Below are 25013 nucleotides of genomic sequence, written 5' to 3' on the forward strand. Positions count from 1 at the left end.
AAATGAGAACCGCGTGACCGCCAGGATCCCCCCGGTACTTCGACCGGAGCATCCGTCGGCCCGATCTCTCGCCGAGCTGGTGAGCGAGTTCGGTCTCGACTACCGCGGCTCGCTCGACCACGTCGAGATCCGCGGAGTGACCCTGAGCACCGGCGACCTGCACCCCGGCGACCTCTACGTCGGCATGCCCGGGGCGCACAGCCACGGCGCGAGCTACGCGGAACGAGCGAAAGAGGGCGGCGCAGTCGCCGTGCTGACGGATGCCGCGGGCGCAGAGCTCGCCGCGCCCACCGGTCTTCCCATCCTGATCGTCGAGTCGCCGCGCGAAGCGCTCGGCGAGATCTCCGCGTGGGTGTACCGCACCAACGAACATCCGCCGCTGCTGTTCGGCACCACGGGCACCAACGGCAAGACGTCGACGTCGTACCTCCTGGAGGGCATCCTGCGCCAGCTCGGCCTGGTCACCGGCCTCAGCTCCACCGCGGAGCGTCACATCGGCGACCTCACCGTCGTCAGCCGCCTCACCACGCCCGAGGCGAGCGAGATGCACGCGCTGTTGGCCCGCATGCGCGAGAGCGAGGTGCGCGCCGTGGTGATCGAGGTGAGCGCCCAGGCGCTGAGCCGCAACCGCGTCGACGGCCTGCTGTTCGACGTCGTCGCGTTCACCAACCTCAGCCACGACCACCTCGACGACTACGCCGACATGGAGGAGTACTTCCAGGCGAAGCTGCCGCTCTTCCAGCCCGACCGCGGCAAGCGCGGCGTCGTCTCGCTCGACTCGCCGTACGGCCAGCGGGTCGTCGACGAATCGCGCATCCCGCTCACCACCATCTCGTCGACGCCCGGCGTCGTGGGGGAGTGGAACGTCGAGATCACTGCCGAGGAGGCCGCATACACCGCGTTCACCCTCACCGGACCCGAGGGCCGCACGCTGTCGAGCCGTGTACCGATCATCGGACGCCACATGGCGGCGAACGGCGCACTCGCGATCGTGATGCTCGTCGAGGCCGGATTCGAGCTCGAGGCCATCGGCCAGGCGCTCGAAACCCACGGCGGCATCGACGCGTACCTCCCCGGCCGCACCGAGCGTGTCTCGGGCGACACGGGCCCGAGCGTCTTCGTCGACTTCGGCCACAGCCCAGACGCCTTCCTCAACACCCTCGCCGCCGTGCGCACCTTCACTCCTGGCAAGGTCATCATGGTGTTCGGCGCCGACGGCGACCGCGACGCGACCAAACGGCACGAGATGGCGCGGGTCGCATCCGAGGGCTCCGACATCCTCGTCATCACCGACCACCACCCTCGTTTCGAGAACGCGGCGTCGATTCGCGCGACTCTCGTCGAGGGCGCGGCCCTCGCCGAGCACCCGGCCGAGCTGCACGAGGTGAGCCCGCCCGAGAAGGCGATCCGCGTCGCCGTCTCCCTCGCACGCGAGGGCGACTCGATCCTCTGGGCGGGTCCGGGGCACCAGGACTACCGTGACATCGAGGGTGTGCGCACCCCGTACTCCGCCCGTGAGGAGGCCCGCTCCGCCCTGCGCGAAGCCGGCTGGGACGAAGCCGGTCGACCGTGATCATCGCTGTCGCCGGACGCCGCGGCGATACGGCCCGCGTCCTGCTGGCCGCGCTGCTGAGCGACGTGCCCCACGAATTCGCGTCGCTCGACGCGATGACCCCCCACCACACGGCCCCCGACGCCGTCGTGGTCCTCGGCGACGAGCCCGGACTGGCGGAGCGGCTGGCCGCGCTTCCCTCGGGCACCGTCGTCTACGGCTACGCGGATGACGCGGCCGTCGTCTCCGCGACGGCGCAGACAGCCGCCCGGTTCGTCGGGTTCGGCATCGGCGGCTCTGCCGACGTTCGTGCAGACCAGATCGAGTCCTCGCTCTCCGGCACGACCTTCACGACCGGCGGAACCCGCGTGCGCGTCGGGATCCTGGGGGAGTCGATCGTCCCGGTCGCCCTCGCAGCCCTCACCGTGGCATCCGACGCCGGCGTCGACGTCGACACGGCCGTTCGGGCACTCGACCGCGTCGACCGGGCCGCCCGGTGGGACATGCAGGTCACGCGCCCGACCGACGACCTCGTCGTGATCAACGACTCCGCCGACGGTTCGCCCCGCTCGACCGCCGACGCCCTCAAGGCACTCGCCCAGCTCACGATCGACGGCACACGGTCCGTCGCGGTTCTCGGCGACCTCGACCTCGCGCCCGGCACCGACGCGATCGAGTCGCGCGACGAGCACGACCGCATCGGTCGACTCGTCGTCAGGCTCAACGTGTCGCGCCTCATCGTCGTCGGCCAGTCGGCCAGGCACATCCACAACGCCGCGAGCCTCGAAGGTTCGTGGGACGGGGAGTCGGTGCTCGTCGACACCGCCGATCAGGCATACGATTTGCTGAATGAGACCGAGCTTTCCCTCCATCGCACCACCACGGTTGTCCTCGTGAAGTCGGCGGCGTCAACGGCGCTCGGCGACCTCGGTGACCGGATCGCCGCCACCGGCGGAAAGCGCACGGTAATCGCATGATCGCACTGCTGACGGGTGCGGGCTTCTCGCTCATCTTCACCCTCCTCACCACCCCGCTCTTCATCAAGCTCTTCAACCGCATCGGCTGGGGCCAGTTCATCCGCGACGACGGTCCGAAGTCGCACCACGCCAAGCGCGGAACGCCCACGATGGGCGGAATCGTCTTCATCATCGGCGCCGTCCTCGGCTACTTCGTCGGGCACCTCATCGCGGGCGATCCCTTCACGCTCGTCGCCTTCCTCGTGATGTTCCTCATGGTCGGGCTCGGCGCCGTCGGATTCCTCGACGACTTCCTGAAGACCCGCAACCAGCGCAGCCTCGGGCTCGGCGGGTGGTCGAAGATCCTCGGCCAGGTCATCGTCGCCGCGATCTTCGCCGCCATCGCGCTGAACTTCCCGGACGAGAACAACCTCACCCCGGTCTCAACGATCATCGACGACGTGCAGCACACCTACATCTCGTTCGTGCGCGACATCGCGTGGCTCGACTTCGCCACCTTCGGTCTCATCGCCGGCGGCATCCTGTTCGCGCTCTGGTCGATCGTCATCGTCGTGAGCGCCTCGAACGGCGTCAACGTCGCCGACGGTCTCGACGGCCTCGCCACCGGCGCCTCGATCCTCGCCATCACCTCGTACATCTTCATCGGCTTCTGGCAGAACAACCAGTCGTGCTTCAACCCCAGCGTCATCGAGAGCGCCGAGAACTATTCGCGGTGCTACCAGGTGCGCGACCCGCTCGATCTCGCGGTCATCGCCGCCTGCATCGTGGGAAGCCTCATCGGCTTCCTCTGGTGGAACACCAGCCCCGCTCAGATCTTCATGGGCGACACGGGCTCTCTCGGCCTCGGCGGAGCACTCGCCGCCCTCGCCATCCTCACCCGCACCGACATCCTCCTCGTCTTCATCGGCGGCCTCTTCCTCATCGTCACCGGCTCGGTGATCCTGCAGCGCATCTACTTCAAGCTCACCAAGGGCAAACGCATCTTCCTGATGAGCCCGCTGCACCACCACTTCGAGCTCAAGGGCTGGGCCGAGATCACCGTTGTCGTGCGATTCTGGATCATCGCCGGCCTCTTCGTCGCCGCCGGCGTCGGAATCTTCTACCTCGAATGGGCGACAGCGCGACCGTGACCGACCTCACCACCCTCACGAGCTGGCATTCCGACTGGAAGGGCCTGCGCGTCGCCGTGCTCGGCCTCGGCATGACCGGCTTCGCCGCAGCCGACACCCTGGTCGAACTCGGCGCCACCGTGCTCGTCGTCGCGGCCAAGGCGCCCGAGGAGCACGCCGATCTGCTCGGCGTCATCGGCGCCGAGCTCGTCGAGCAGCCAGGACTCGACAGTGTGCCCCCGCGCCTCGCCGACTTCGACGCCGAACTGATCATCGTCTCGCCCGGCTTCCATCCCGACCACACGGTGCTCCTCTGGGCGGCCGAGCAGGGCATCCCGGTGTGGGGCGACATAGAGCTGGCCTGGCGGGTTCGCGACAAGGTGCGTGCAGCCGAGTGGATTACCGTCACCGGCACCAACGGAAAGACCACGACCGTGCAGCTCGCCACCCACCTGCTCGTCGCCGCAGGCCACCGTGCGGCGGCAGTAGGCAACATCGGCGTGCCCGTGCTCGACGCCGTGCGCGACCCGATCGGCTTCGACGTGCTCGTCGTCGAACTCTCGAGCTACCAGCTGCACTGGATCAACCAGACCTCCGAGGGCTCGCTCTTCCCCTTCGCGAGCGTCTGCCTCAACCTCGCCGACGACCACATCGACTGGCACGGCACCTCAGACGCCTACGCGGCGGCGAAGGGCAAGGTCTACGACAACACCCGCGTGGCGTGCGTCTACAACCTCGCCGACGAGGCCACGAGACACATGGTCGAAGAGGCCGACGTCGTCGACGGCTGCCGCGCCATCGGCTTCGGTCTGAGCGCGCCCGGTCCGAGCGACCTCGGGCTGGTCGACGGGATCATCATCGACCGGGCCTTCCACGACGACCGTCGCAATTCGGCCTTCGAACTGACCACGCGAGGCGAGCTCGCAGCCGCCGGACTCGCCGCCCCCCACTCCGTGTCCAACGTGCTCGCGGCATCCGCCCTCGTCCGCGCGTTCGGAGTCGCCCCCGCGGTCGTCCGCGACGCCCTCGCGACGTTCCGCATCGACCACCACCGCACCGAGACGGTGCTCGAGAGCGACGGCATCGCCTGGATCGACGACTCGAAGGCCACGAACCCGCACGCCGCCGACGCCGCGCTGAGCGCGTTCGACCGCGTGGTGTGGGTCGTGGGAGGTCTGCTCAAGGGCGTCGATGTGAACGACCTCGTCGCCCGTCACACGCCGAGGCTGGCCGCGGCCATCATCATCGGCACCGACCGGCAGATGCTCAGGGAGGCATTCGCGCGACACGCGCCCTCGCTTCCGGTCTTTGAGGTCGAGGCGACCGAGACTGAACGGGTAATGCCCGAAGTCGTGCGTGTCTCGGCCACGATCGCCCGCCCGGGCGACACGGTCCTGCTCGCGCCGGCGGCGGCGTCGATGGACCAGTTCGCCGACTACGGGGATCGGGGCAGGCGCTTCGCCGCCGCGGTTCTCGACCAGATAGCAGCGAACAACGACACAGGAGGTGCAGCGGATGACGACGACACGCAATCCGGGCACGAACCGGGGACCGCAGCCCCCTCCGCCTAGACAGCCCCCGGCGCCCAAGTCCTCGGATACCAAGGGCGCGGTCAAGAGCACGGTCGTCGTCGGCGTGCGCAAGCTGTTCGCCGCCGAGACGCCGAACTTCTTCCTGCTGCTCGGCACGACGGTCTTCCTCGTCGCCTTCGGGCTGGTGATGGTGCTGTCGTCGTCGTCGGTCGAGTCGCACCTCGAGAGCGACGACTTCTTCGCGTCGTTCTCCCGGCAGGGCCTGTACGCGCTCATCGGTGTGCCGTTTATGCTCGTGGCCTCCCGCATGCCGATCACCTTCTGGAAGCGCTGGGCCTGGCCCGCGATCTTCGTGGGCCTCGGCCTGCAGCTGCTCGTGTTCAGCCCGCTCGGCTACGAGTACGGCGGCAACCGCAACTGGATCAACTTCGGCTCGTTCAGCGCGCAGCCTTCGGAGCTGCTGAAGCTCGCCATCATCGTCTGGATCGCCTTCATCCTCACGTCGAAGGAGGGCCTGCTCGACGACTGGAAGCACGTGCTCATCCCGATCGGCCCCGTCGCGGGGCTCGCGATCGGCCTCGTGCTCATCGGAAACGACCTCGGCACCGCCGTGATCATGCTCTCGATCGTGCTCGGCGGGCTCTACTTCGCCGGCGTCAGGATCAAGTTCATCGGCGTCGCCGTCGCCGTACTCGCGTTCTTCGGCCTCATCATCGCCTTCGCGAGCTCGTCACGCACCGACCGCATCAACGCCTGGCTCTACGGCTGCACCGCCGAACAGTACGAGGGTTTCTGCTGGCAGCCGACGCACGGCACCTGGGCGCTCGCCTCAGGGGGCGTGTTCGGCGTCGGACTCGGCAACTCCAAGGCCAAATGGTCGTGGCTGCCGGAGGCCGACAACGACTACATCTTCGCGATCATCGGCGAAGAACTCGGGCTCATCGGCGCCGTCGTCGTGCTCGTGCTGTTCATCGTGCTCGCGATCTCGTTCGTGCGCATCATCCGTTCGAGCACCGACGCCTTCGCTCGCATCGTCACCGCCGGCGTCGGCATCTGGATCGTCGGCCAGGCGCTCGTCAACATCGCCGTGGTGCTCGGGGTGCTGCCGGTGCTCGGCGTTCCGCTGCCCCTCATCTCCGCCGGAGGCTCCGCCCTCATCTCCACCCTCCTCGCCATCGGCGTCGTGCTGTCGTTCGCGCGCGAACCGGCGAGCGTCGACGACGCCTCATTCGACCAGTCTCCGGCGCAGCGCTCACGCCTCGCCTCCGCCCAGAGAACGCGCCAGCCAGCACGCGGCGCGCCAGAAAGACGCCAACGGTGACCACATACCTCCTCGCGGGCGGCGGCACAGCCGGCCACGTGAACCCCCTGCTCGCGACCGCCGACCGCATCAGGGAGAGACATCCGGATGCCACGGTGCTGGTCATCGGAACCCGCGAGGGCCTCGAGGCCAGACTCGTACCCGAACGCGGCTACGAACTGCTCACCGTCGCCCGGCTGCCGTTCCCGCGCCGGCTCGGCCGTGCCGCCGTGCGCTTCCCCGTCGCCCTGCGCGACGCGGTCGCCGATACCCGCCAGATGATCCGCGACCGCGGCGTCGACGTGGTCGTCGGTTTCGGCGGCTACGCGTCCGCACCCGCCTACCTCGCCGCGTGGCGAGAGAAGGTGCCGCTCGTCGTCCACGAGGCGAACGCCAAGCCGGGCATCGCGAACCGCCTGGGCAGCCGCATCACGAAGTACGTGGGCGTCGCGTTCTCATCGACGCGACTTGCCCACGCCACCCTCGTCGGCATGCCGCTGCGCAGCGAGGTGGAGCGACTCGACCGCCGCGCCGAACGTGCCGCCGCCATCGCGTACTTCGACCTCGACCCGTCGAAACCCACCCTGCTCGTCACGGGCGGTTCCAGCGGCGCGCGTCACATCAACGAGACCGTGTCGAACGCGATCGCCCTCATCCTCGGCGCCGGGTGGCAGGTCGTGCACATCGCGGGGGAGAAGTCGCAGATCACCGATCCGGGGCTCGCCGGCTACCGGCTGCTGCCCTACTGCAACCGCATGGAGCTCGCGATCGCCGTCGCAGACCTCGCCGTCTCGCGGGCGGGCTCCGCCACGGTGAGCGAGTTCTCGGCGATCGGCGTTCCCGCGGTCTACATCCCCTACCCGGTCGGCAACGGCGAACAGCGATTCAACGCCAAGGACGCCGTGGCCGCCGGGGGAGCCCTGCTCGTCTCCGACGCGGAGTTCACGCCGGACTGGGTGCTGCAGAGCCTCGTACCCCTGCTGCAGGACCGCGCGCTCATCGCCGAGATGGCGGCGCGCGTCACCGGCGTCGGAGTCCTCGACGGGGCCGACCGCATGGTCGACCTGGTCGACCGCGCCGTCGCGGAGACCCCGGTCACCGCGACGACCGAAGAGCCTGCGTCGACCGATGCCTCCGAACACTCCAACGACACCGGGCACCCAGACGACCCCGAGCACCCCCACGACACCGAGCGGTAAAATCGAGACCAATGATCTTTCCTGACTTCACCCAGCCCCTGCCCGGCGCACTCGGCACCGTCCACTTCGTCGGCATCGGCGGCTCCGGGATGAGCGGCATCGCCCGCCTCTTCCTCAGCGCCGGCCATACCGTGACCGGATCCGACCGCAGCGAGAACCACAACACCGAGGCCCTGCGCGCGCTCGGCGCGACCGTCACGATCGGTCACGATGCGGCGAACCTCGGCGACGCCGACGCCCTGGTCTTCACGGGCGCCCTCTGGCCCGACAACCCGGAATACCTGCTCGCGGTCGAGCGAGGCATCCCGCTACTCCACCGTTCGCAGGCCCTCGCCTGGCTGATCAGCGGCCAGCGCCTCATCGCCGTGGCAGGCGCCCACGGCAAGACCACCTCGACCGGCATGATCGTCACTGCGCTGCTCGAACTCGGAGAGGACCCCAGCTTCGTCAACGGCGGCGTCATCCAGTCCATCGGCACGAGCGCCGCCCGCGGCACCGGCGACCTGTTCGTCGTCGAGGCCGACGAGTCGGACAAGTCGTTCCTGCTGTACGACACCTCGGTCGCGCTCGTCACCAACGTCGACGCCGACCACCTCGACCACTACGGGTCGCACGAGGCGTTCGACGAGGCGTTCGTCGAGTTCTCCGGCAAGGCGAGCGAGCTCGTCGTCGTCTCGAGCGACGACGCCGGAGCCGTGCGTGTCACGGCGTCGCTGCGTGAGCGCGCCGACGGATCCCCCCGCATCCTCACATTCGGAACCGACGACGCGGCCGATGTGCGTATCCACTCCGTCGTCGCCGACGGCCCGGTCTCGTTCGTCGTGTCGTGGCAGGGCGCCGACTACGCCGCGCGGCTGCGCGTGCCCGGTGTGCACAACGCCCTCAACGCGGCCGGCGCCTTCGCCGTGCTCGTGGGTCTCGGTTTCGACCCCGAACGGGTGCTCGCCGGCATCGAGCGGTTCGGCGGTACGGAACGCCGGTTCGAGCTGCACGGGGTCGTGCGTGGAGTGAGTGTCTACGACGACTACGCCCACCACCCGACCGAGGTCGCCGCAGCGCTGTCCGCCGCGCGGAGCGTCGTCGGCGAGGGACGCCTCATCGCCATCCACCAGCCGCACCTCTACAGTCGCACCCAACTCATGGCCGGCGACTTCGCCCGCGTGTACGAGGAGCTCGCCGACCAGACGATCGTGCTCGACGTGTTCGGCGCGCGTGAAGACCCCATCGAGGGAGTCACCGGTGCGCTGGTGTCGGATCGGTTCGCCGACCAGACCCATGTCGACTACCTGCCCGACTGGCAGGCCGCCGCCGACCGCGCGGCCGAGATCGCGCGGGAGGGCGACATCATCATGACGCTCAGCTGCGGCGACGTCTACCGCATCGTGCCGCAGGTGCTCGCGTCGCTCGGCGCGACCGTCGCCACGACCGGCGACTAGCACCGCCGTGAAGAGGCCGGAAGGATTCGACCCTCCCAAGCCGGGCGCACCAGATACCGGCAAGGACAGGGCGGCGCGCCGACCCCGCACGCAGCAGACGCCGCCGTCTCCGGTGCCGCCGCCCGCGGCCCCGCGGTCTCCTGTGCCGCCGGCTGCCGTGCCACCGGCTGCCGTGCCACCGGCTGCCGAGAAGCAGTCAGCGGCGAGGCCGACCGGCCCCGCCGCATCCGCGCGCCCCACTCCCGCCCGTCCCACCGGCGTGGGCCCGTCCTCGTCGGCACAGTCGCCGATGGCGCAGCCCGGCTCGGCTCAGCGCCGACCGAACGCTCCCGGTGCGCCGCGTCGTCCCGTGCTGCCCGGCAGCGCGAAGGCGCCAGAGCCCGTAGCGCCGGCGAAGAGCGTGCCGGCGAAGAGCGCCAAGCGTGCGGAGCGCGCGCCGCGGGTCGTCGCACCCGCCGTCGTCACCGAGCGTGACGCGCGCCGCGAACTGGCCCGCGCCGCGCGCGAGCGCCGCAGGTTCGAGAAGGGGGAGGTCAAGCGCTTCACCCGCCGGTCGCGCGCCCGCCGAACCGCCTGGCTCACGGTCTCCGGTGTGGTCGTCGTGCTGGGGATCATCCTCGCCGTCGCGGTCTACTCACCGCTCCTCGCGCTGCGCACGGTCACCGTCGACGGAACCGCCCGCGTCGACGCCGCAGAGGTGACCAAAGCCGTCGAGTCGCAGCTGGGCACACCGGTCGCGCTCATCGACTACGACACGATCACGAAGCAGCTCGCGAAGTTCCCGCTCATCCGCAGCTACGTCACCGAGGTCGTCCCTCCCGGCACGCTGCTCATCCACGTCGTGGAGCGCGCACCGGTCGGAGCCGTCGTGAACGGGGTCCAGTTCGACCTGCTCGACCCGGCGGGCATCGTCGTGCAGTCGAGCCCCACCCGGCCGCCGGACGTGCCGCTCATCAACATCGGCGACCAGGACGCCGATAGCGCCGCCTACGCCTCCGTCGTCGAGGTGCTGTTGGCACTTCCGGCGCCGCTGCTCGCCCAGGTCGACACGATCACCGCGACCACGAAGGACGACGTGTCGTTCGTGCTCCGCGGAGTCGGGCAGTCGGTGGTGTGGGGCAGCTCCGAGAACTCGGAGTACAAGGCGCGCACACTCGCGGCGATGGTGCCGAACCAGGACGCAGACAGGCTGCTCGAGTACGACGTCTCGGCGCCCGGAAGCGTCGTCGTCACCCCGCGGTGAGCCCGGTGGCGCGCACGAGGGCGAGAACGATTCGGTTGTTCGGCGGATATCTTTCGACACGCTGGAATTTCTGCGGCGCGCGCGCGGACTGCCGACCTACCCTCAGAGCAGTAAATCTAAAATGAGTATAACTTTAGACCTCAACTAGAGGTTGAGAGTTTCGCCACACCGAGTGTGGACACGACAATTTTTTTCAGCAGTATATTTTGCCAGCGGAGGCCGGACGTGACATCGAACCAAAACTACCTAGCCGTGATCAAGGTCGTCGGCATAGGCGGCGGCGGCGTCAACGCCGTCAACCGCATGATCGAACTCGGTCTGCGGGGCGTTGAATTCATCGCCATCAACACGGACGCCCAGGCGCTCCTGATGAGCGACGCCGACGTCAAACTCGACGTCGGTCGCGAACTCACCCGCGGCCTCGGCGCGGGCGCTGACCCCGAGGTCGGCCGTCGTGCCGCCGAGGACCACGCAGAAGAGATCGAAGAGGCACTCGCCGGCGCGGACATGGTGTTCGTCACCGCGGGCGAGGGCGGCGGAACCGGAACCGGTGGCGCTCCCGTCGTGGCCCGTATCGCCAAGTCCATCGGCGCGCTCACCATCGGTGTCGTCACGAAGCCGTTCGGCTTCGAGGGCAAGCGCCGTTCCTCGCAGGCCGAGATCGGTGTCGCCAGCCTCAAGAACGAGGTCGACACCCTCATCGTCGTGCCGAACGACCGCCTGCTGGAGATCAGCGACCGCGGCATCAGCATGATGGAGGCCTTCGCCACCGCCGACCAGGTGCTGCTCGCCGGCGTCCAGGGCATCACCGACCTGATCACGACCCCCGGCCTGATCAACCTCGACTTCGCCGACGTCAAGTCGGTCATGCAGGGTGCCGGTTCGGCGCTTATGGGCATCGGCTCCGCGCGCGGTGCCGACCGCTCGATCAAGGCAGCAGAACTCGCCGTAGCCTCGCCCCTCCTCGAAGCCAGCATCGACGGCGCGCACGGCGTGCTCATCTCGATCCAGGGCGGGTCGAACCTCGGTATCTTCGAGATCAACGACGCCGCGCGTCTCATTCAGGAGGCGGTGCACCCGGAGGCGAACATCATCTTCGGTGCCGTCATCGACGACACCCTCGGTGACGAGGTCCGCGTCACGGTCATCGCCGCGGGATTCGACGGGGGAGAGCCCGTGCAGAAGGTCGTCGAGACCAAGCGCACGAATTTCGTCAACCCTGCCGCCGGCAGCGAGACCGGACAGGTCGCCCCCGCGGCAACCGCCGCCGCAGCAGCAGCTCCCGCCGCCGCGTGGACACCCGAGCCGGAAGCCGTCGCGACCGCCCAGGCCGACCGCACGTTCGACGATGACGAGAGCAACGACCTCGACATCCCCGACTTCCTCAAGTAACACGGTGGCAGGCGACGGCGCGCTGGCCGAGAGGCTGGCGCGTGTCGAGGCCGGGATAGCCGACGCCGTGCGCGAGGCCGGGCGCGACCCGGCAGACGTCACGACGATCGTCGTGACCAAGTTCCACCCGGCGACCCTCGTGCGCGAGCTCGCGGGCCTGGGTGTCGTCGACGTGGGCGAGAACCGCCAGCAAGAGGCCAGCGAGAAATCGGCCGAGCTCGCCGATCTCGAGCTGCGCTGGCACTTCATCGGCCAGCTGCAGAGCAAGAAGGCGCGGCTGGTCTCGGGCTTCGCGACCGCTGTGCACTCGCTCGACCGTCTCTCCCTCGTCACGGCGCTCGGCTCGGCCCTCGCCTCACGCGATCCCCGCACCACCCTCGACGGCTTCATCCAGGTCAATCTCACCGACGACACCGCCCGCGGCGGGGTGCGACCCGGCGACCTCGACGCGTTCGCCGAATCCGTCCTCGCGACCGACGGCATCCGTCTTCGCGGCCTCATGGCCGTCGCGCCGCTCGACGTCGAGCCACGAGCGGCATTCGAGGCCGTTCGCCTCCTGGGGGAGCGCCTGCGGACTGTGGCGCCGGAGGCCACCGCACTCTCGATGGGCATGTCGGGCGACTACCGCGAAGCCGTGCTCGAGGGCGCGACACACCTTCGGATAGGCACGGCAATCACGGGAAACCGCCCCCTCGCCGGTTAATCTGGCTGCAGGAGCTATACACGGAGGATCACAATGGCCAACCCACTGCGCAAGACCATGGTTTACCTGGGCCTCGCCGACGAAGAATACGACTACGAAGCTGCGCAGCCGAGTGCACCCGCCCAGCCCGCAACACAGCGTGAGGCGTCTCAGAGCGCCCACGCACCGAGCGCCACCCAGAGCAGCGCGCCGGCCCAGACCCGCGCTCCCGTAACCCCGCTGCGCCGCCCCACCGCGGCGCGCCAGGCAGGACCAGCTGAAATGAACGAGATCCTCACGGTGCACCCCACGCACTACAAGGACGCCCAGGTGATCGCCGAGACCTTCCGCGAGGGAATCCCGGTCATCATCAACCTGTCGCAGATGAGCGAGCCCGACGCGCGTCGACTCGTCGACTTCGCGAGCGGCCTCTCGCAGGGCCTGTACGGCAAGATCGAGCGCGTCACCGGCAAGGTGTTCCTGCTGTCTCCCGCGCACGTCGTCGTCAGCGGCGACCACGCGGAAGCCGAGACCGACGTCGAAGCCTCCTTCTTCTCCCAGCAGTGACTTCCGGCATCAGACCCCGTCCGTCGAGCGGCTCCCCGGTGACGAGCCTGTGAACGGCGTCTCCATCGTCGCGACGATCATCGTCGTGGCGCTCAACCTCTTCGTCGTGGTCATGTGGGCGCGCTTCATCCTCGACCTCGTGGCCATGCTGGCTCGCCAGTGGAAGCCTCGCGGAATCGTGCTCGTGTTGGCGGAACTCGTCTACACGATCACCGATCCGCCCGTGAAGGCGGTCCGCCGCATCGTGCCTCCGCTTCGCGCCGGGGGAGTAGTCATCGACTTTTCCTGGAGCATCGTGCTCATCGCGGCAATCATCCTCAGCTACATCGCCGCGGGATTCATCTAACAGCCGACCCCATGTACGCTGGACGAGTCGATCACGTGCGGAATGACAGATCAGCGGGCACCGGTCCGGCTGAGTTGCAGTAGAGAATTACTTGGTAGCGTTAGCTAAACGTTACGTTCAGTTCAAGAAAGTGTTAGAGGTGACGGATATGGCTTTGACTCCCGAAGACGTAGTCAACAAGCGGTTCCAACCGACCAAGTTTCGCGAAGGCTACGACCAGGACGAGGTCGACGATTTCCTCGATGAGGTAGTTGTCGAGCTCCGCCGCCTCAATCAGGAGAACGAAGAGCTTCGCCAGCGCCTGATCGCGAGCGACTCGCGCATCAACGAGCTGCAGCGCAGCGCGGGCTCCGCACCGGCGAACTCCGCTCCCGCCGCTCCCGCGCCGAGCTTCATCTCACAGCCCGTCGAGCCCACGCCGGCCCCCGAGACCAGCCAGCCGGCACCGGCGTTCGCCGCAGCCCCCGCCGCACCGCCGGCAGCCGTGCCGTTCACGGCTCCCGCCGCCGACGTCGACCCCAACAACACCAACAACCTCCTGCAGCTGGCTCGCCGACTGCACGAGGAGCACGTGCGTGAGGGCGTCGAGAAGCGCGACGCTCTGATCGCCGAGGGTCACGAAGAGGCAGCCCGCGTCGTATCCGAGGCGGAGGCCGCTCAGCGCGCCGCCGCTCAGGAGGCCGAGGCAGCCGCCCGTGCCCAGCTCTCCACCCTCGAGGCCGAGCGCCAGCAGCTCGAGGCCGAGCGCCAGCAGCTCGAGGGCAAGGTCGAAGACCTTCGCAACTTCGAGCGCGAGTACCGCCTCAAGCTGAAGAGCTACATCGAGGGCCAGTTGCGCGAGCTCGACTCGAACAACGTGATCGGCACCGAGACCCCCGCGACGCCGGCACAGTCCTACGGGTCCTCCGCCGCCGCGCCGAACTACACGGGCTTTGCCGGAACCAACTAGCACCGCCACGACGGCCAGTGCGCCGAGAGTCAGGATTCTGGCTCTCGTCGTACTGGCCATCGTTGCTGTGTGCGTGTACGCCCTAGACCAGTTCACCAAGTTTCTCGTCGTCGAGAACCTCACGGAGCGCGAGCCCGTCGAGGTCATCGGACAGTTCCTTCAGTTCTACTTCGTGAAGAACGCCGGGGCGGCCTTCTCCCTCGGCAGCGGCAGCACCTGGATCTTCGCGATCATCGCCAGCGCCGTCGCGATCTTCATCGTCGTCTTCGCCCCGCGCATCCGCTCGCTCGCCTGGGCCGCGCTCTTCGGACTGCTGCTCGGAGGCAACCTCGGCAACCTGACCGACCGGCTCTTCCGCGAGCCGGGCTTCGGCGTCGGCCACGTGATCGACTTCATCCAGGTGCAGTACTTCCCGGCCATCTTCAACGTCGCCGACATGGCGATCGTCGCGAGCATGGGAATCTTCATCATCCTCACCGTGCGCGGCATCCCGCTCTCGGGCAAGCCGGCGACCGACGGCACGCCCGACGAGACCGTCGAGTCGCCGAGCGAGCCGCAGAACCCGACCAAGGACGCCGCATAGTGGAGACCCGCAGCATGCCCGTCCCCGACGGACTCGTCGGACAGCGCGTCGACTCGGCTCTCGCCAAGCTTCTCGGTTTCTCGCGCACGTTCGCGGCGGAGGTCGCAGAGGCAGGGGGAGTCACCGCCGACGGCGTCGTGCTGGGCAAGTCCGACCGACTGCTCGCCGACGTCTGGCTCGAAGTCAACTGGGAAGACAAGCACGCGCCCGAGGTCGTTCCTGTGATCGTCAGCGACCTCGCGATCGTCTACGACGACGACGACTTCGTGGTGATCGACAAGCCCGTCGGCGTCGCCGCCCACCCCTCGGTCGGCTGGACCGGTCCCACCGTTCTCGGAGCCCTCGCGGGCGCCGGCTTCCGCGTCTCGACCTCGGGTGCCACCGAGCGCGCGGGCATCGTGCACCGTCTCGATGTGGGCACGAGCGGACTGATGGTCGTCGCAAAGTCGGAGCGCGCCTACACCGAGCTCAAGCGACAGTTCCACGACCGCGAGGTCACCAAGATCTACCACGCGGTCGTGCAGGGCCACCCCGACCCGCTCTCCGGCACCATCGACGCGCCCATCGGCCGGCACCCCGGCAGCTCGTGGAAGTTCGCGATCACCGCTGACGGCAAGCCCTCGGTGACGCACTACGAGACGCTCGAGGCATTCCCGTACGCATCTCTGCTGGAGGTGCATCTCGAGACGGGGCGCACTCACCAGATCCGCGTGCACATGGCTGCCCAGCGCCACCCGTGTGTCGGCGACGCCATGTACGGCGCAGACCCCACCATCAGCGCGCGCCTGGGGCTCTCACGGCAGTGGCTGCACGCCATGAAGCTCGAGTTCACCCACCCGTCGAGCGGCGAGCGAGTCCGTTTCGAGACGCGCTACCCGGACGACCTGCAGCACGCCCTCGATGTCCTCCGTGAGGCTTAGGCTTAACTCCTTCCGGTCGCCTGTTCTCTTTCTCTAGTCGGAGTTGCTTTGCCCAGTAACGATTCATTCGTTCACCTGCACGTTCACAGCGAGTACTCGATGCTCGACGGAGCCGCGCGCGTCGGCCCGCTGATGAAGGCGGCCGCCGAAGAAGGCATGCCCGCCATCGCCATGACCGACCACGGCAACATGTTCGGCGCCTACGACTTCTGGAAGCAGGCCACCGCCAACGGCGTCAAGCCGATCATCGGCACCGAGGCCTACATCACCCCCGGCACGGCTCGCGGCGACCGCACCCGCGTGCGCTGGGGCGGCCAGCACCAGAACCAGGACGACGTCGGCGGCTCCGGCTCCTACACGCACATGACGCTGCTGTCGGAGAACAACGAGGGCATGCACAACCTGTTCCGCCTGTCGTCCCTCGCCTCGATCGAGGGCTTCTACTTCAAGCCGCGCATGGACCGCGAACTGCTCAGCAGATACTCCAAGGGCATCATTGCGACGACCGGATGCGTCGGTGGAGAAGTCCAGACACGGTTGCGTCTCGGGCAGTACGACGAGGCGCTCAAGGCCGCAGCCGACTTCAGGGACATCTTCGGCGAGGGCAATTTCTTCGCCGAGGTGATGGACCACGGTATCGACATCGAGAAGCGCACGATGGAAGACCTCTTCCGCCTCGCGAAAGACCTCAACCTGCCCCTCGTGGCCACAAACGACCTCCACTACACCCACGCCCACGACGCCACGGCGCACGCGGCTCTGCTGTGCGTGCAGTCGGCGTCGACGCTCGACGACCCGAACCGGTTCAAGTTCGACTCCGACGAGTTCTACCTCAAGTCCGCGGCCCAGATGCGGCACCTGTTCCGCGACCACCCCGAGGCCTGCGACAACACGCTGCTCATCGCCGAGCGCTGCGAGGTCAACTTCGAGCACCGCAACCTCATGCCCCGCTTCCCGGTGCCGGAGGGCGAGACCGAGGCGAGCTGGTTCGAGAAGGAGGTCGCCGCCGGCATGATGCGGCGCTTCCACAACGCGCCATCCGAAGCCCACCTCGCCCAGGCCAAGTACGAGGTCGACGTCATCAAGCAGATGGGGTTCCCCGGCTACTTCCTCGTCGTCGCCGACTTCATCACCTGGGCAAAGCAGCAGGGCATCCGAGTCGGACCCGGCCGAGGATCCGCCGCCGGCTCCATGGCCAGCTACGCGATGGGAATCACCGAGCTCGACCCGATCGCTCACGGCCTGATCTTCGAGCGCTTCCTCAACCCCGAGCGCGTGTCCATGCCCGACGTCGACGTCGACTTCGACGACCGCCGCCGCCCCGAGGTCATCCGCTACGTCACCGACAAGTACGGCGACGACCGCGTGGCGCAGATCGTGACCTACGGAACCATCAAGGCCAAGCAGGCGCTGAAAGACTCCTCGCGAGTGCTCGGCATGCCGTACTCGGTCGGCGAGAAGCTGACGAAGGCCATGCCGCCGGCCATCATGGGCAAGGACATCGCCCTCGGCGACATCATGAACAAGGATGCGCCTCGCTGGAAAGAGGCGAGCGACATCCGCGCGGTCATCGAGACCGACATGGAGGCCGCGAAGGTCTTCGAGACGGCCCTCGGAATCGAGAACCTCAAGCGCCAGTGGGGCGTGCACGCCGCCGGCGTCATCCTCTCCGCCGAACCGCTGCTCGATGTGCTCCCGATCATGAAGCGCGAAGACGACGGCGCGATCATCACCCAGTTCGACCAGCCGCCGCTGGAAGACCTCGGCCTGATCAAGATGGACTTCCTGGGGCTGCGCAACCTCACCATCATCGAAGACGCGCTGCGCATGATCGAGAAGAACACGGGCTCGAAGCTCGTCATCGAAGACCTCGACCTCGACGCCGACCAGAAGACGTACGACCTGCTCGCGCGCGGAGACACCCTCGGCGTGTTCCAGCTCGACGGCGGACCGATGCGCGCGCTGCTCAAGCAGCTCAAGCCCACCAACTTCGAAGACATCTCCGCCGTCATCGCGCTCTACCGCCCGGGTCCCATGGGCATGAACTCGCACACGAACTACGCCCTGCGCAAGAACGGCCTGCAGGAGATCGTGCCGATCCACCCCGAGCTGGCGGAGCCGCTGGAGGAGAGCCTCGGCATAACCTACGGCCTCATCGTCTACCAGGAGCAGGTGATGTTCGTCGCCCAGAAGGTGGCGGGATTCTCCCTCGGCCAGGCCGACGTGCTGCGCCGCGCGATGGGAAAGAAGAAGAAGAGCGAGCTCGACAAGCAGTTCGCCGACTTCGAGGGCGGAATGGTCGCCAACGGCTACAGCGCCGCAGCGGTCAAGGTGCTCTGGGACACCCTGATGCCCTTCGCCGACTACGCCTTCAACAAGGCGCACTCCGCCGGCTACGGCGTGCTCAGCTACTGGACCGCCTACCTCAAGGCGAACTTCCCTGCGGAGTACATGGCCGCGCTGCTCACCAGCGTCGGCGACTCCAAGGACAAGCTCGGCATGTACCTCAACGAGTGCCGCCGCATGGGCATCAAGGTGCTCGCCCCCGACGTCAACGAGTCGTTCGTCGACTTCACCGCCGTGCCGAGCGACGGAGACGGCATCGGCGACATCCGCTTCGGCCTCGGAGCGGTGCGCAACGTCGGAGCCAACGTCGTCGAGGGCATCCGCGTCGCCCGCGAGAGCAAGGGCCGCTTCGAGTCGTTCCACGACTTCCTCGCCAAGGTGCCGCTGCAGGTCACGAACAAGCGCACGGTCGAGTCGCTGATCAAGGCCGGGGCGTTCGACTCCCTCGGGTCCACCCGGCGCGCCCTCCTCGAGATCCACGAAGACGCGGTCGACGGCTCGGTCAACGTCAAGCGCACCGAGGCCACCGGCCAGGCGGGATTCGACTTCGACAGCCTCTTCGACGAACCGCAGGAGACGTCCAAAGTGCCCGACCGGCCCGAGTGGGCCAAGCGCGACAAGCTCGCGTTCGAGCGCGAGATGCTCGGGCTCTACGTCTCCGACCATCCGCTGGCAGGCCTCGAGGTCGCCCTCGCCAAGCACGCGAGCGCGACCATCACCGACCTCCTCGCGGGCGAGGTCGCCGGCGACGGAGAACACGTCACGGTCGCCGGGCTGATCACGAGCGTTCAGCACCGCGTGGCCAAGAACTCGGGCAACCAGTACGGCATCATCTCGGTGGAGGATTTCGGCGCGCAGATCGATGTGATGTTCCTCGGCAAGGCGTACCAGGAGTTCGCCCCCGAGCTCGTCAACGACTCCGTCGTGGTCATCCGCGGGCGCGTGAGCATGCGCGACGACGGCATGAACCTGCACGGCTCGAGCCTCATGGTGCCCGAGCTCGGCCAGGGCGGTGTCGCCGGGTCGATCATGATCTCGCTTCCCGACACCCGGGCGACGCCGCCGACGATCCGGGCTCTGCGCGAGATGTTCCTGCGCCACAAGGGAGACGGCGAGGTGCGCCTGCGCCTGACCAAGGGCGACGTCGGACGCATCTACGAGCTGCCGTACGCGGTGCAGACCACCGGCGACTTCTTCGGCGAGCTGAAGAGCCTGCTCGGCCCCGGCTGCCTCGTGTGAGTTCGGGCCGCGGCTAGAGCTCGCTCGGCTTCATGTAGGCACGCTCGTGGTAGAGCAGCGCGTCGTCGTGCTCGCCGAGCGCGCCCGTCTCGATCTGCACGATCACGACGGCGTTGTTGTGCACCGGGTGCACCTCGATGATCCGGCCGACCATCCACGCGGTGACGTCCTTGAGCACGGGCACCCCGTGCGGACCCGGCGCCCAGTGGTCGCCGACGAAACGCACCGCGTTGTCGGCCGCGAGCTTCTGCGCCTGGTGCTGCGATCGTGGGCCGAGCGTGTGGATGGCGACGTAGTTGCCCACCGTCATCGCCGGCCAGGCGCTGGCAATCCGCGCCATGTTGAACGTGACCAGCGGAGGCACTGCCGCGAGACTCGCGAGCGACGTCGCCGTGAACCCCACCGGCCGCCCAGCCGGGTCGAGCGACGTGATGGCGGCCACGCCCGCCGCGTGACGGCGGAACGTCTGCTTGAAGGCCTCGAGGTCGGCGGGCCCGTCGGCGTGTTCGGGGGAGGGGGCTGTGTCGTCCATACTCACGTATCAATCGGTCATGGGCTCGCGGTATTCCCCGGCGCCGGTACGCGGCGTCAGCGACACACAACTAACATGGTGAGGCCATGATTCAAATCATCGACCTCCGTGACATCCAGCCTAATCGTGTCGACCTCGCCGAGCTCATCCCTCGGTCGCAGAGCGACTTCTCCGTCGCGACCGACGTCGCCAAGGGCCTCATCGACGCGGTGCGCGAGCGCGGCGAGGCGGCGCTCCTCGAGCAGGCCGAACGGCTCGACGGTGTGCGCCCCGCGCGCATCCGCATCCACGCGGAGGAGATCGGCCGTGCCGTGAACGCCCTCGACCCCGCGGTGCGCGAGGCGATCGAAGAGGCCATCCGCCGGGTCACCGTCGCGTCGCAGGCGCAGCTGCCCACCCCCGTCGTCACCCGGCTGGGCGAGGGCGCCGAGGTCATCCAGCGCTGGCAGCCGGTCAAGCGCGTCGGCCTCTACGTGCCAGGCGGCAAGGCCGTCTACCCGTCGAGCGTCGTCATGAACGTCGTTCCGGCACAGGTCGCCGGCGTCTCGTCGATCGCGCTCGCCTCCCCGGCGCAGAAGCAGTTCGACGGATCCGTGCACCCCACCATCCTCGCCGCGGCCGGCCTGCTCGGCGTCGACGAGGTCTACGCGATGGGCGGCGCCGGAGCCGTCGGCGCCTTCGCCTACGGGGTGCCGAGCATCGGCCTCGACCCCGTGCACGTCATCACGGGTCCGGGCAACATCTACGTCGCCGCCGCCAAGCGCCTCGTGCGCGGTGTCACCGGGATCGATTCCGAGGCCGGGCCCACCGAAATCCTCGTCATAGCGGATGCCACGGCCAACGCCCGGCTGATAGCCGCCGATCTCGTCAGCCAGGCCGAGCACGACGAGGTCGCAGCGGCGGTGCTCGTCACCGACTCCCCGGAGCTCGCCGAACGCGTGCGCGAAGAGCTCGTCACCGTCGCCGCATCCACCCACCACGCCGCACGCGTCGCCGAGGCGCTCGCGGGGCAGCAGTCGGCTATCGTCCTCGTCGCCGACCTCTCGGCCGCAGCTGCCTTCAGCAACGCCTACGGTCCAGAGCACCTCGAGATCCAGACCGCGGAGCCGGGGGCCGTGCTCGACCTGATCGACAGCGCCGGCGCGATCTTCCTCGGCGAGAACTCGCCGGTGAGCCTCGGCGACTACCTCGCCGGGTCGAACCACGTTCTGCCCACCGGCGGCCAGTCGCACTTCTCGTCTGGCCTCGGCGCGTACACGTTCCTGCGTCCGCAGCAGATCGTGAAGTACGACCGGCCCGCACTGCAGGAGGTCAGGGAGCGGATCGTCGCGCTGAGCTCCGCCGAGGACCTGCCCGCCCACGGCGACGCGGTCACCGCGCGGTTCTCCGACTCGTAGACGGACAGCCTCCCCACTTCGCGGGGTCGCACGCGGTACTCTGGGACCACTATGTTCTGCCCCTTCTGCCGCCATCCCGACAGCCGCGTCGTCGACTCTCGAACGAGCGATGACGGCATGTCGATCCGTCGTCGTCGCCAGTGCCCCGAGTGCGGACGCCGCTTCAGCACCACCGAGACGGCGAGCCTCAGCGTGATCAAGCGCAACGGGGTCGTCGAACCGTTCAGCCGGGAGAAGATCGTGAGCGGCGTGCGCAAGGCGTGCCAGGGACGCCCCGTCACCGACACCGATCTCGCCGTTCTCGCCCAGCGGGTGGAAGAGGCGATCCGTGCCACCGGTGCCGCGCAGATCGAGGCGAACGACATCGGCCTCGCCATCCTCCCGCCGCTGCGCGAACTCGACGAGGTCGCCTACCTCCGGTTCGCCAGCGTCTACCAGGGCTTCGACTCGCTCGACGACTTCGAGGCTGCGATCGGTCTGCTGCGCGTTGGCCACGACGCCCGTCAGGCGCCGCTCGTCTCCGAATAGAGAGCAGGGCCGGGGGAGCGTGGTCGGCGCTGTAGCGTTGACCCCAGCATGTACAGACTCCTCTTCTCCACGGTCCTCACCCGCATCGACCCGGAACGCGCCCACCACCTCGCGTTCTTCGTCATCCAGCGGCTGCCGCTGCTGGGGATCGGGGCGCTCGTGCGCCGGTTCACCCGGCCCGACCCGCGGCTCGCCGTGCGCACGCTCGGACTCGATTTCGACTCGCCGTTCGGCGTAGCCGCGGGGTTCGACAAAGACGGCGACGCCATCCGCGGGCTCGGCCAGCTCGGGTTCGGACACGTCGAGGTCGGCACGATCACGGCGCGCCCGCAGCCCGGCAACTCGCGTCCGCGCCTGTTCCGCCTCGTGCCCGACCGCGCCGTCATCAACCGGATGGGCTTCAACAACCACGGGGCGGCCGCCGCCCGCGACAGGCTCGCCCGTGAGGCCCGTCGAGGCGCACGGCCCGTCATCGGGGTCAACATCGGCAAGTCGCGCATCGTCGAGGTGGATGACGCGATCGCCGACTACCGGGAGAGCGCGGCCCTGCTCGCCCCGGCCGCCGACTACCTCGTCGTCAACGTCAGCTCGCCGAACACGCCCGGCCTGCGCGGTCTGCAGGAGCTCGACCGACTCGCCCCGCTGCTCGCGGAGGTGCAGGCCACGGCCACGGGCACGCCGGTCCTCGTGAAGATCGCGCCCGACCTCAGCGACGACGAGGTGCGCCGCATCACCGAACTCGCACTCGAGCTCGGTCTCGACGGCATCATCGCGAACAACACCACGCTGTCGCGCGATGGCCTGCTCACCGATCCCGCCGTCGTCGTCGCGGCCGGCGCCGGGGGACTCTCCGGCGCGCCCCTCGCCGCGCGATCGCTCGAGCTGCTCGTGCTCATCCGGTCGCTCGTGCCCGCAGACTTCTGCGTGATCTCCGTCGGCGGTGTGGACACGGCGGCGGATGTCGCGGCCAGGCTCGATGCGGGGGCGACACTCGTGCAGGGCTACACGGCGTTCATCTACCGGGGCCCGCTCTGGGCTCGGCAGATCAACCGCGGCCTGGCCGCGCTGCGCGACTAACGCGTCCGGACGCCGAAACGGCCTGTCACCTCGCGGTGACAGGCCGTTTCGAGTCTCTCCTAGCTCGGGTACTGGCGGCGCTTGACCTGCGGCTTGGGCAGACGCATCAGACGCAGCTGCAGGGCGCGCATCGCGGCGTACCAGCGAACTCCGGTCTCCACGTTGTCCTCGCCGAACTTGGCGCGGAGCTTCTTGCGCACCACGAAGCCGAGCACGAAGCAGTCGATCACGGCGACGGCGAAGAACAGCCAGAGCAGGGCGAACGAGCCGACCTGCACCTCGGGGGAGGGCACGACGGTCGCGATGAGCACGACGAGCATGATCGGGATCAGGAACTCGCCGACGCTCGTGCGTGCATCGACGTAGTCGCGCACGTACTTGCGCTGAGGACCACGGTCGCGCACCGGCAAGTACTTGTCGATGCCGGCGGCCATGCCGATGCGCTGCTTCTCACGCTCGACGGCGAGGGCCGCCTTCGACTGGCGACGCGCCTCCGCGCGGTCGTTCGAGACGAGGGGGCGCTTGCGGGCCTCCTCCTTCTCTCGACGCGTCGGTGTGGGACGGCCCTTGCCGACCTCCACGGTCTCCGGGGTCGGCTCGACCTCGACAACGCTGTCGGTCGATTTTCTGAAGTTGATGGGCACGATGAGTCCTTGCGCTTGGGGTCGACTTAAGATTACCTCCATGACAGATTTCGAGCAGACAATCCCCGCAACCGCACAGCCTCACCCCGCGCTCGACGCGCTGAGGGAGTCCGTGCAGCTCGGACTGCCCACGGCCATCGCCGACCTCTCGCGTCTCGTGCGCATCCCCTCCGTGTCGTGGGACGGCTTCGACCCCGCGCACGTCGCGGAGAGCGCCACCGCGGTGGCCGGCCTGTTCGAGGCCCTCGGCGTCTTCGACTCGGTGGAGATCTCGCGCGCAGACATCGGACAGACCGGGGTTCTCGGCCAGCCGGCCGTGCTCGCGACCCGTGCGGCCCGCAACGGGCGGCCGACGATCCTGCTCTACGCCCACCACGACGTGCAGCCACAGGGAGACGACGCCGACTGGGAGTCGTCGCCGTTCGAGCCGACCGTGCGCGGCGACCGGCTGTACGGCCGCGGCGCGGCCGACGACAAGGCCGGGGTCATGGCGCACGTCGCCGCCATCCGCGCCTTCGTCGCCACGGTCGGCGACGACTTCGACCTGGGTCTCGCCGTCTTCATCGAGGGCGAGGAGGAGTTCGGCTCGCGCTCGTTCTCTAACTTCCTCGCCAAGCACCAGACCGCACTCGCGGCCGACGTCATCGTCGTCGCCGACTCCGACAACTGGGACACGTCGACACCGGCGCTCACCGTGGCGCTGCGCGGCAACGTGACGTTCAAGCTGAACGTCGCGACCCTGGCACACGCCTCCCACTCGGGGATGTTCGGCGGAGCCGTCCCCGACGCCATGCTCGCCACGATCAGGCTGCTCGCCACCCTGCACGACGAGGTCGGATCCGTCGCGGTGCCCGGGCTCACCTCGCGGGAGAGCGACACGCCCCCCTACGACGAGGCGAAGCTGCGCGAGGAGGCCGGACTCCTCGACGGCGTCACCCCGATCGGAACCGGCACGGTGCTCAGCCGGCTCTGGTCTCAGCCCGCCATCACCATCACCGGCATCGACGCGCCGACGGTCGTCAACGCGTCGAACACCCTCTCTCCGAGCGTGACCGTCAAGGTCAGCGCTCGCATCGCGCCGGGGCAGACGGCCGAAGACGCCTTCGCCGCCATCGAGGCCCACCTGCGGTCGAACGCCCCCTTCGGCGCCCATCTCGCGATCTCCGACGTCGACCTCGGCAACCCGTTCCTCGTCGACACGAGCGGCTGGGCCGCCGTCGAGGCGAAGGCGGCGATGCACGAGGCCTGGGGGGTGGAGCCGGTCGAGACCGGCATCGGCGGGTCGATCCCGTTCATCGCCGACCTCGTCGCCGTCTTCGGCGACGCGCAGATCCTGGTCACGGGCGTCGAAGACCCCGACTCGCGAGCCCACAGCCCCAACGAATCCCTCCACCTGGGAGTCTTCTCGCGGGCCATCCTCACCGAGGCCGTGTTGTTCGCAAAACTCAACGACCGCGCGTAGA

22 protein-coding genes are annotated in these 25013 nt (G+C 68.5%); 20 read left to right on the top strand and 2 right to left on the bottom strand.

The annotated features are described in order from the left end of the window. Window positions 1–13: 13 nt before the first annotated feature. The 16 genes from ABIE21_RS03050 to dnaE all read left to right on the top strand — a co-directional run bounded on the left by ABIE21_RS03050 (window position 14) and on the right by dnaE (window position 19372). Window positions 14–1573 (top strand): Mur ligase family protein, encoded by a 1560-nt coding sequence (locus ABIE21_RS03050; protein WP_354023305.1) that lies wholly within the window; start codon window positions 14–16, stop codon window positions 1571–1573. Beyond that, window positions 1570–2529 carry a hypothetical protein gene (locus ABIE21_RS03055; protein WP_354023306.1) on the top strand — a complete coding sequence of 320 codons (960 nt, stop codon included), beginning with the start codon at window positions 1570–1572 and terminating at the stop codon, window positions 2527–2529. The genes ABIE21_RS03050 and ABIE21_RS03055 overlap by 4 nt, the downstream gene beginning before the upstream one ends. Further along, complete coding sequence (mraY, locus tag ABIE21_RS03060) at window positions 2526–3659, top strand: phospho-N-acetylmuramoyl-pentapeptide-transferase (protein ID WP_354023307.1); 1134 nt, start codon at window positions 2526–2528, stop codon at window positions 3657–3659. Before ABIE21_RS03055 ends, mraY begins: the two co-directional genes overlap by 4 nt. Then, window positions 3638–5209, top strand: a complete 1572-nt coding sequence (gene murD, locus ABIE21_RS03065; RefSeq protein WP_354023308.1) for a UDP-N-acetylmuramoyl-L-alanine--D-glutamate ligase — start codon at window positions 3638–3640, stop codon at window positions 5207–5209. The genes mraY and murD overlap by 22 nt, the downstream gene beginning before the upstream one ends. Then, window positions 5154–6491, top strand: coding sequence for a putative lipid II flippase FtsW (gene ftsW, locus ABIE21_RS03070; RefSeq protein WP_354023309.1), 1338 nt, complete (start codon window positions 5154–5156; stop codon window positions 6489–6491). Before murD ends, ftsW begins: the two co-directional genes overlap by 56 nt. Then, on the top strand, window positions 6488–7669 hold the full coding sequence (gene murG / locus ABIE21_RS03075) for an undecaprenyldiphospho-muramoylpentapeptide beta-N-acetylglucosaminyltransferase (protein WP_354023310.1): 1182 nt from the start codon (window positions 6488–6490) through the stop codon (window positions 7667–7669). Before ftsW ends, murG begins: the two co-directional genes overlap by 4 nt. Before the next feature lie 11 nt (window positions 7670–7680). Further along, window positions 7681–9105, top strand: a complete 1425-nt coding sequence (gene murC / locus ABIE21_RS03080) for a UDP-N-acetylmuramate--L-alanine ligase (RefSeq protein WP_354023311.1) — start codon at window positions 7681–7683, stop codon at window positions 9103–9105. A 289-nt stretch (window positions 9106–9394) separates the two neighbouring features. Further along, window positions 9395–10348 carry an FtsQ-type POTRA domain-containing protein gene (locus ABIE21_RS03085; protein WP_354023312.1) on the top strand — a complete coding sequence of 318 codons (954 nt, stop codon included), beginning with the start codon at window positions 9395–9397 and terminating at the stop codon, window positions 10346–10348. 225 nt (window positions 10349–10573) lie between these two features. Further along, entirely contained in the window at window positions 10574–11740 is a 1167-nt protein-coding gene (ftsZ, locus tag ABIE21_RS03090; protein ID WP_354023313.1) for a cell division protein FtsZ, read from the top strand. Window positions 11741–11744: 4 nt separating this feature from the next. Beyond that, window positions 11745–12443, top strand: a complete 699-nt coding sequence (locus ABIE21_RS03095; protein WP_354023314.1) for a YggS family pyridoxal phosphate-dependent enzyme — start codon at window positions 11745–11747, stop codon at window positions 12441–12443. A 33-nt stretch (window positions 12444–12476) separates the two neighbouring features. Then, entirely contained in the window at window positions 12477–12989 is a 513-nt protein-coding gene (locus ABIE21_RS03100; protein WP_354023315.1) for a cell division protein SepF, read from the top strand. A 49-nt stretch (window positions 12990–13038) separates the two neighbouring features. Next, window positions 13039–13335 carry a YggT family protein gene (locus ABIE21_RS03105; RefSeq protein ID WP_354023316.1) on the top strand — a complete coding sequence of 99 codons (297 nt, stop codon included), beginning with the start codon at window positions 13039–13041 and terminating at the stop codon, window positions 13333–13335. Window positions 13336–13483: 148 nt separating this feature from the next. Next, window positions 13484–14284: a DivIVA domain-containing protein gene (locus tag ABIE21_RS03110; protein ID WP_354023317.1), complete on the top strand. Its 801-nt coding sequence runs from the start codon at window positions 13484–13486 to the stop codon at window positions 14282–14284. Further along, complete coding sequence (lspA, locus tag ABIE21_RS03115) at window positions 14268–14867, top strand: signal peptidase II (protein ID WP_354023318.1); 600 nt, start codon at window positions 14268–14270, stop codon at window positions 14865–14867. The genes ABIE21_RS03110 and lspA overlap by 17 nt, the downstream gene beginning before the upstream one ends. Next, on the top strand, window positions 14867–15787 hold the full coding sequence (locus ABIE21_RS03120; protein ID WP_354023319.1) for an RluA family pseudouridine synthase: 921 nt from the start codon (window positions 14867–14869) through the stop codon (window positions 15785–15787). The genes lspA and ABIE21_RS03120 overlap by 1 nt, the downstream gene beginning before the upstream one ends. Before the next feature lie 48 nt (window positions 15788–15835). Further along, the gene (dnaE, locus tag ABIE21_RS03125) at window positions 15836–19372 is read left to right on the top strand and encodes a DNA polymerase III subunit alpha (protein WP_354023320.1); all 3537 of its coding nucleotides are present in this window, start codon (window positions 15836–15838) and stop codon (window positions 19370–19372) included. Between the two features lie 13 nt (window positions 19373–19385). Here the strand turns inward: dnaE and ABIE21_RS03130 are convergent, their stop codons facing one another. Beyond that, window positions 19386–19904 carry a flavin reductase family protein gene (locus ABIE21_RS03130; RefSeq protein WP_354023321.1) on the bottom strand — a complete coding sequence of 173 codons (519 nt, stop codon included), beginning with the start codon at window positions 19902–19904 and terminating at the stop codon, window positions 19386–19388. Between the two features lie 86 nt (window positions 19905–19990). Here ABIE21_RS03130 and hisD point away from each other — a divergent pair, with 86 nt between their 5' ends. Genes hisD through ABIE21_RS03145 form a run of 3 tightly spaced genes read left to right on the top strand, consistent with a single transcriptional unit; the run spans window position 19991 to window position 22906 of the window. Next, window positions 19991–21301: a histidinol dehydrogenase gene (gene hisD / locus ABIE21_RS03135; protein WP_354023322.1), complete on the top strand. Its 1311-nt coding sequence runs from the start codon at window positions 19991–19993 to the stop codon at window positions 21299–21301. A gap of 51 nt (window positions 21302–21352) precedes the next feature. Beyond that, window positions 21353–21829 (top strand): transcriptional regulator NrdR, encoded by a 477-nt coding sequence (nrdR, locus tag ABIE21_RS03140; RefSeq protein WP_354023323.1) that lies wholly within the window; start codon window positions 21353–21355, stop codon window positions 21827–21829. Between the two features lie 48 nt (window positions 21830–21877). Next, complete coding sequence (locus ABIE21_RS03145) at window positions 21878–22906, top strand: quinone-dependent dihydroorotate dehydrogenase (protein WP_354023324.1); 1029 nt, start codon at window positions 21878–21880, stop codon at window positions 22904–22906. 59 nt (window positions 22907–22965) lie between these two features. On the opposite strand, the gene ABIE21_RS03150 is transcribed toward ABIE21_RS03145, so the two are convergent. Further along, entirely contained in the window at window positions 22966–23550 is a 585-nt protein-coding gene (locus ABIE21_RS03150; RefSeq protein WP_354023325.1) for a DUF3043 domain-containing protein, read from the bottom strand. Between the two features lie 40 nt (window positions 23551–23590). Between ABIE21_RS03150 and ABIE21_RS03155 the strand changes: the two genes are divergently transcribed. Next, window positions 23591–25012, top strand: a complete 1422-nt coding sequence (locus ABIE21_RS03155) for a dipeptidase (RefSeq protein WP_354023326.1) — start codon at window positions 23591–23593, stop codon at window positions 25010–25012. Window position 25013: the final 1 nt, after the last annotated feature.

The organism is Conyzicola nivalis (assembly GCF_040548875.1).
Taxonomy (GTDB): Bacteria; Actinomycetota; Actinomycetes; order Actinomycetales; family Microbacteriaceae; genus Conyzicola; species Conyzicola nivalis_A.

Excerpts from the sequence above, each read along its gene's own strand:
- mraY (WP_354023307.1), top strand. The coding sequence starts at position 2,526 with ATGATCGCACTGCTGACGGGTGCGGGCTTCTCGCTCATCTTCACCCTC.
- ABIE21_RS03100 (WP_354023315.1), top strand. The coding sequence starts at position 12,477 with ATGGCCAACCCACTGCGCAAGACCATGGTTTACCTGGGCCTCGCCGAC.
- ABIE21_RS03145 (WP_354023324.1), top strand. The coding sequence starts at position 21,878 with ATGTACAGACTCCTCTTCTCCACGGTCCTCACCCGCATCGACCCGGAA.
- ABIE21_RS03155 (WP_354023326.1), top strand. The coding sequence starts at position 23,591 with ATGACAGATTTCGAGCAGACAATCCCCGCAACCGCACAGCCTCACCCC.
- murC (WP_354023311.1), top strand. The coding sequence starts at position 7,681 with ATGATCTTTCCTGACTTCACCCAGCCCCTGCCCGGCGCACTCGGCACC.
- hisD (WP_354023322.1), top strand. The coding sequence starts at position 19,991 with ATGATTCAAATCATCGACCTCCGTGACATCCAGCCTAATCGTGTCGAC.
- ftsW (WP_354023309.1), top strand. The coding sequence starts at position 5,154 with ATGACGACGACACGCAATCCGGGCACGAACCGGGGACCGCAGCCCCCT.
- murD (WP_354023308.1), top strand. The coding sequence starts at position 3,638 with ATGGGCGACAGCGCGACCGTGACCGACCTCACCACCCTCACGAGCTGG.
- nrdR (WP_354023323.1), top strand. The coding sequence starts at position 21,353 with ATGTTCTGCCCCTTCTGCCGCCATCCCGACAGCCGCGTCGTCGACTCT.
- ABIE21_RS03130 (WP_354023321.1), bottom strand. The coding sequence starts at position 19,904 with ATGGACGACACAGCCCCCTCCCCCGAACACGCCGACGGGCCCGCCGAC.
- ABIE21_RS03110 (WP_354023317.1), top strand. The coding sequence starts at position 13,484 with ATGGCTTTGACTCCCGAAGACGTAGTCAACAAGCGGTTCCAACCGACC.
- ABIE21_RS03085 (WP_354023312.1), top strand. The coding sequence starts at position 9,395 with ATGGCGCAGCCCGGCTCGGCTCAGCGCCGACCGAACGCTCCCGGTGCG.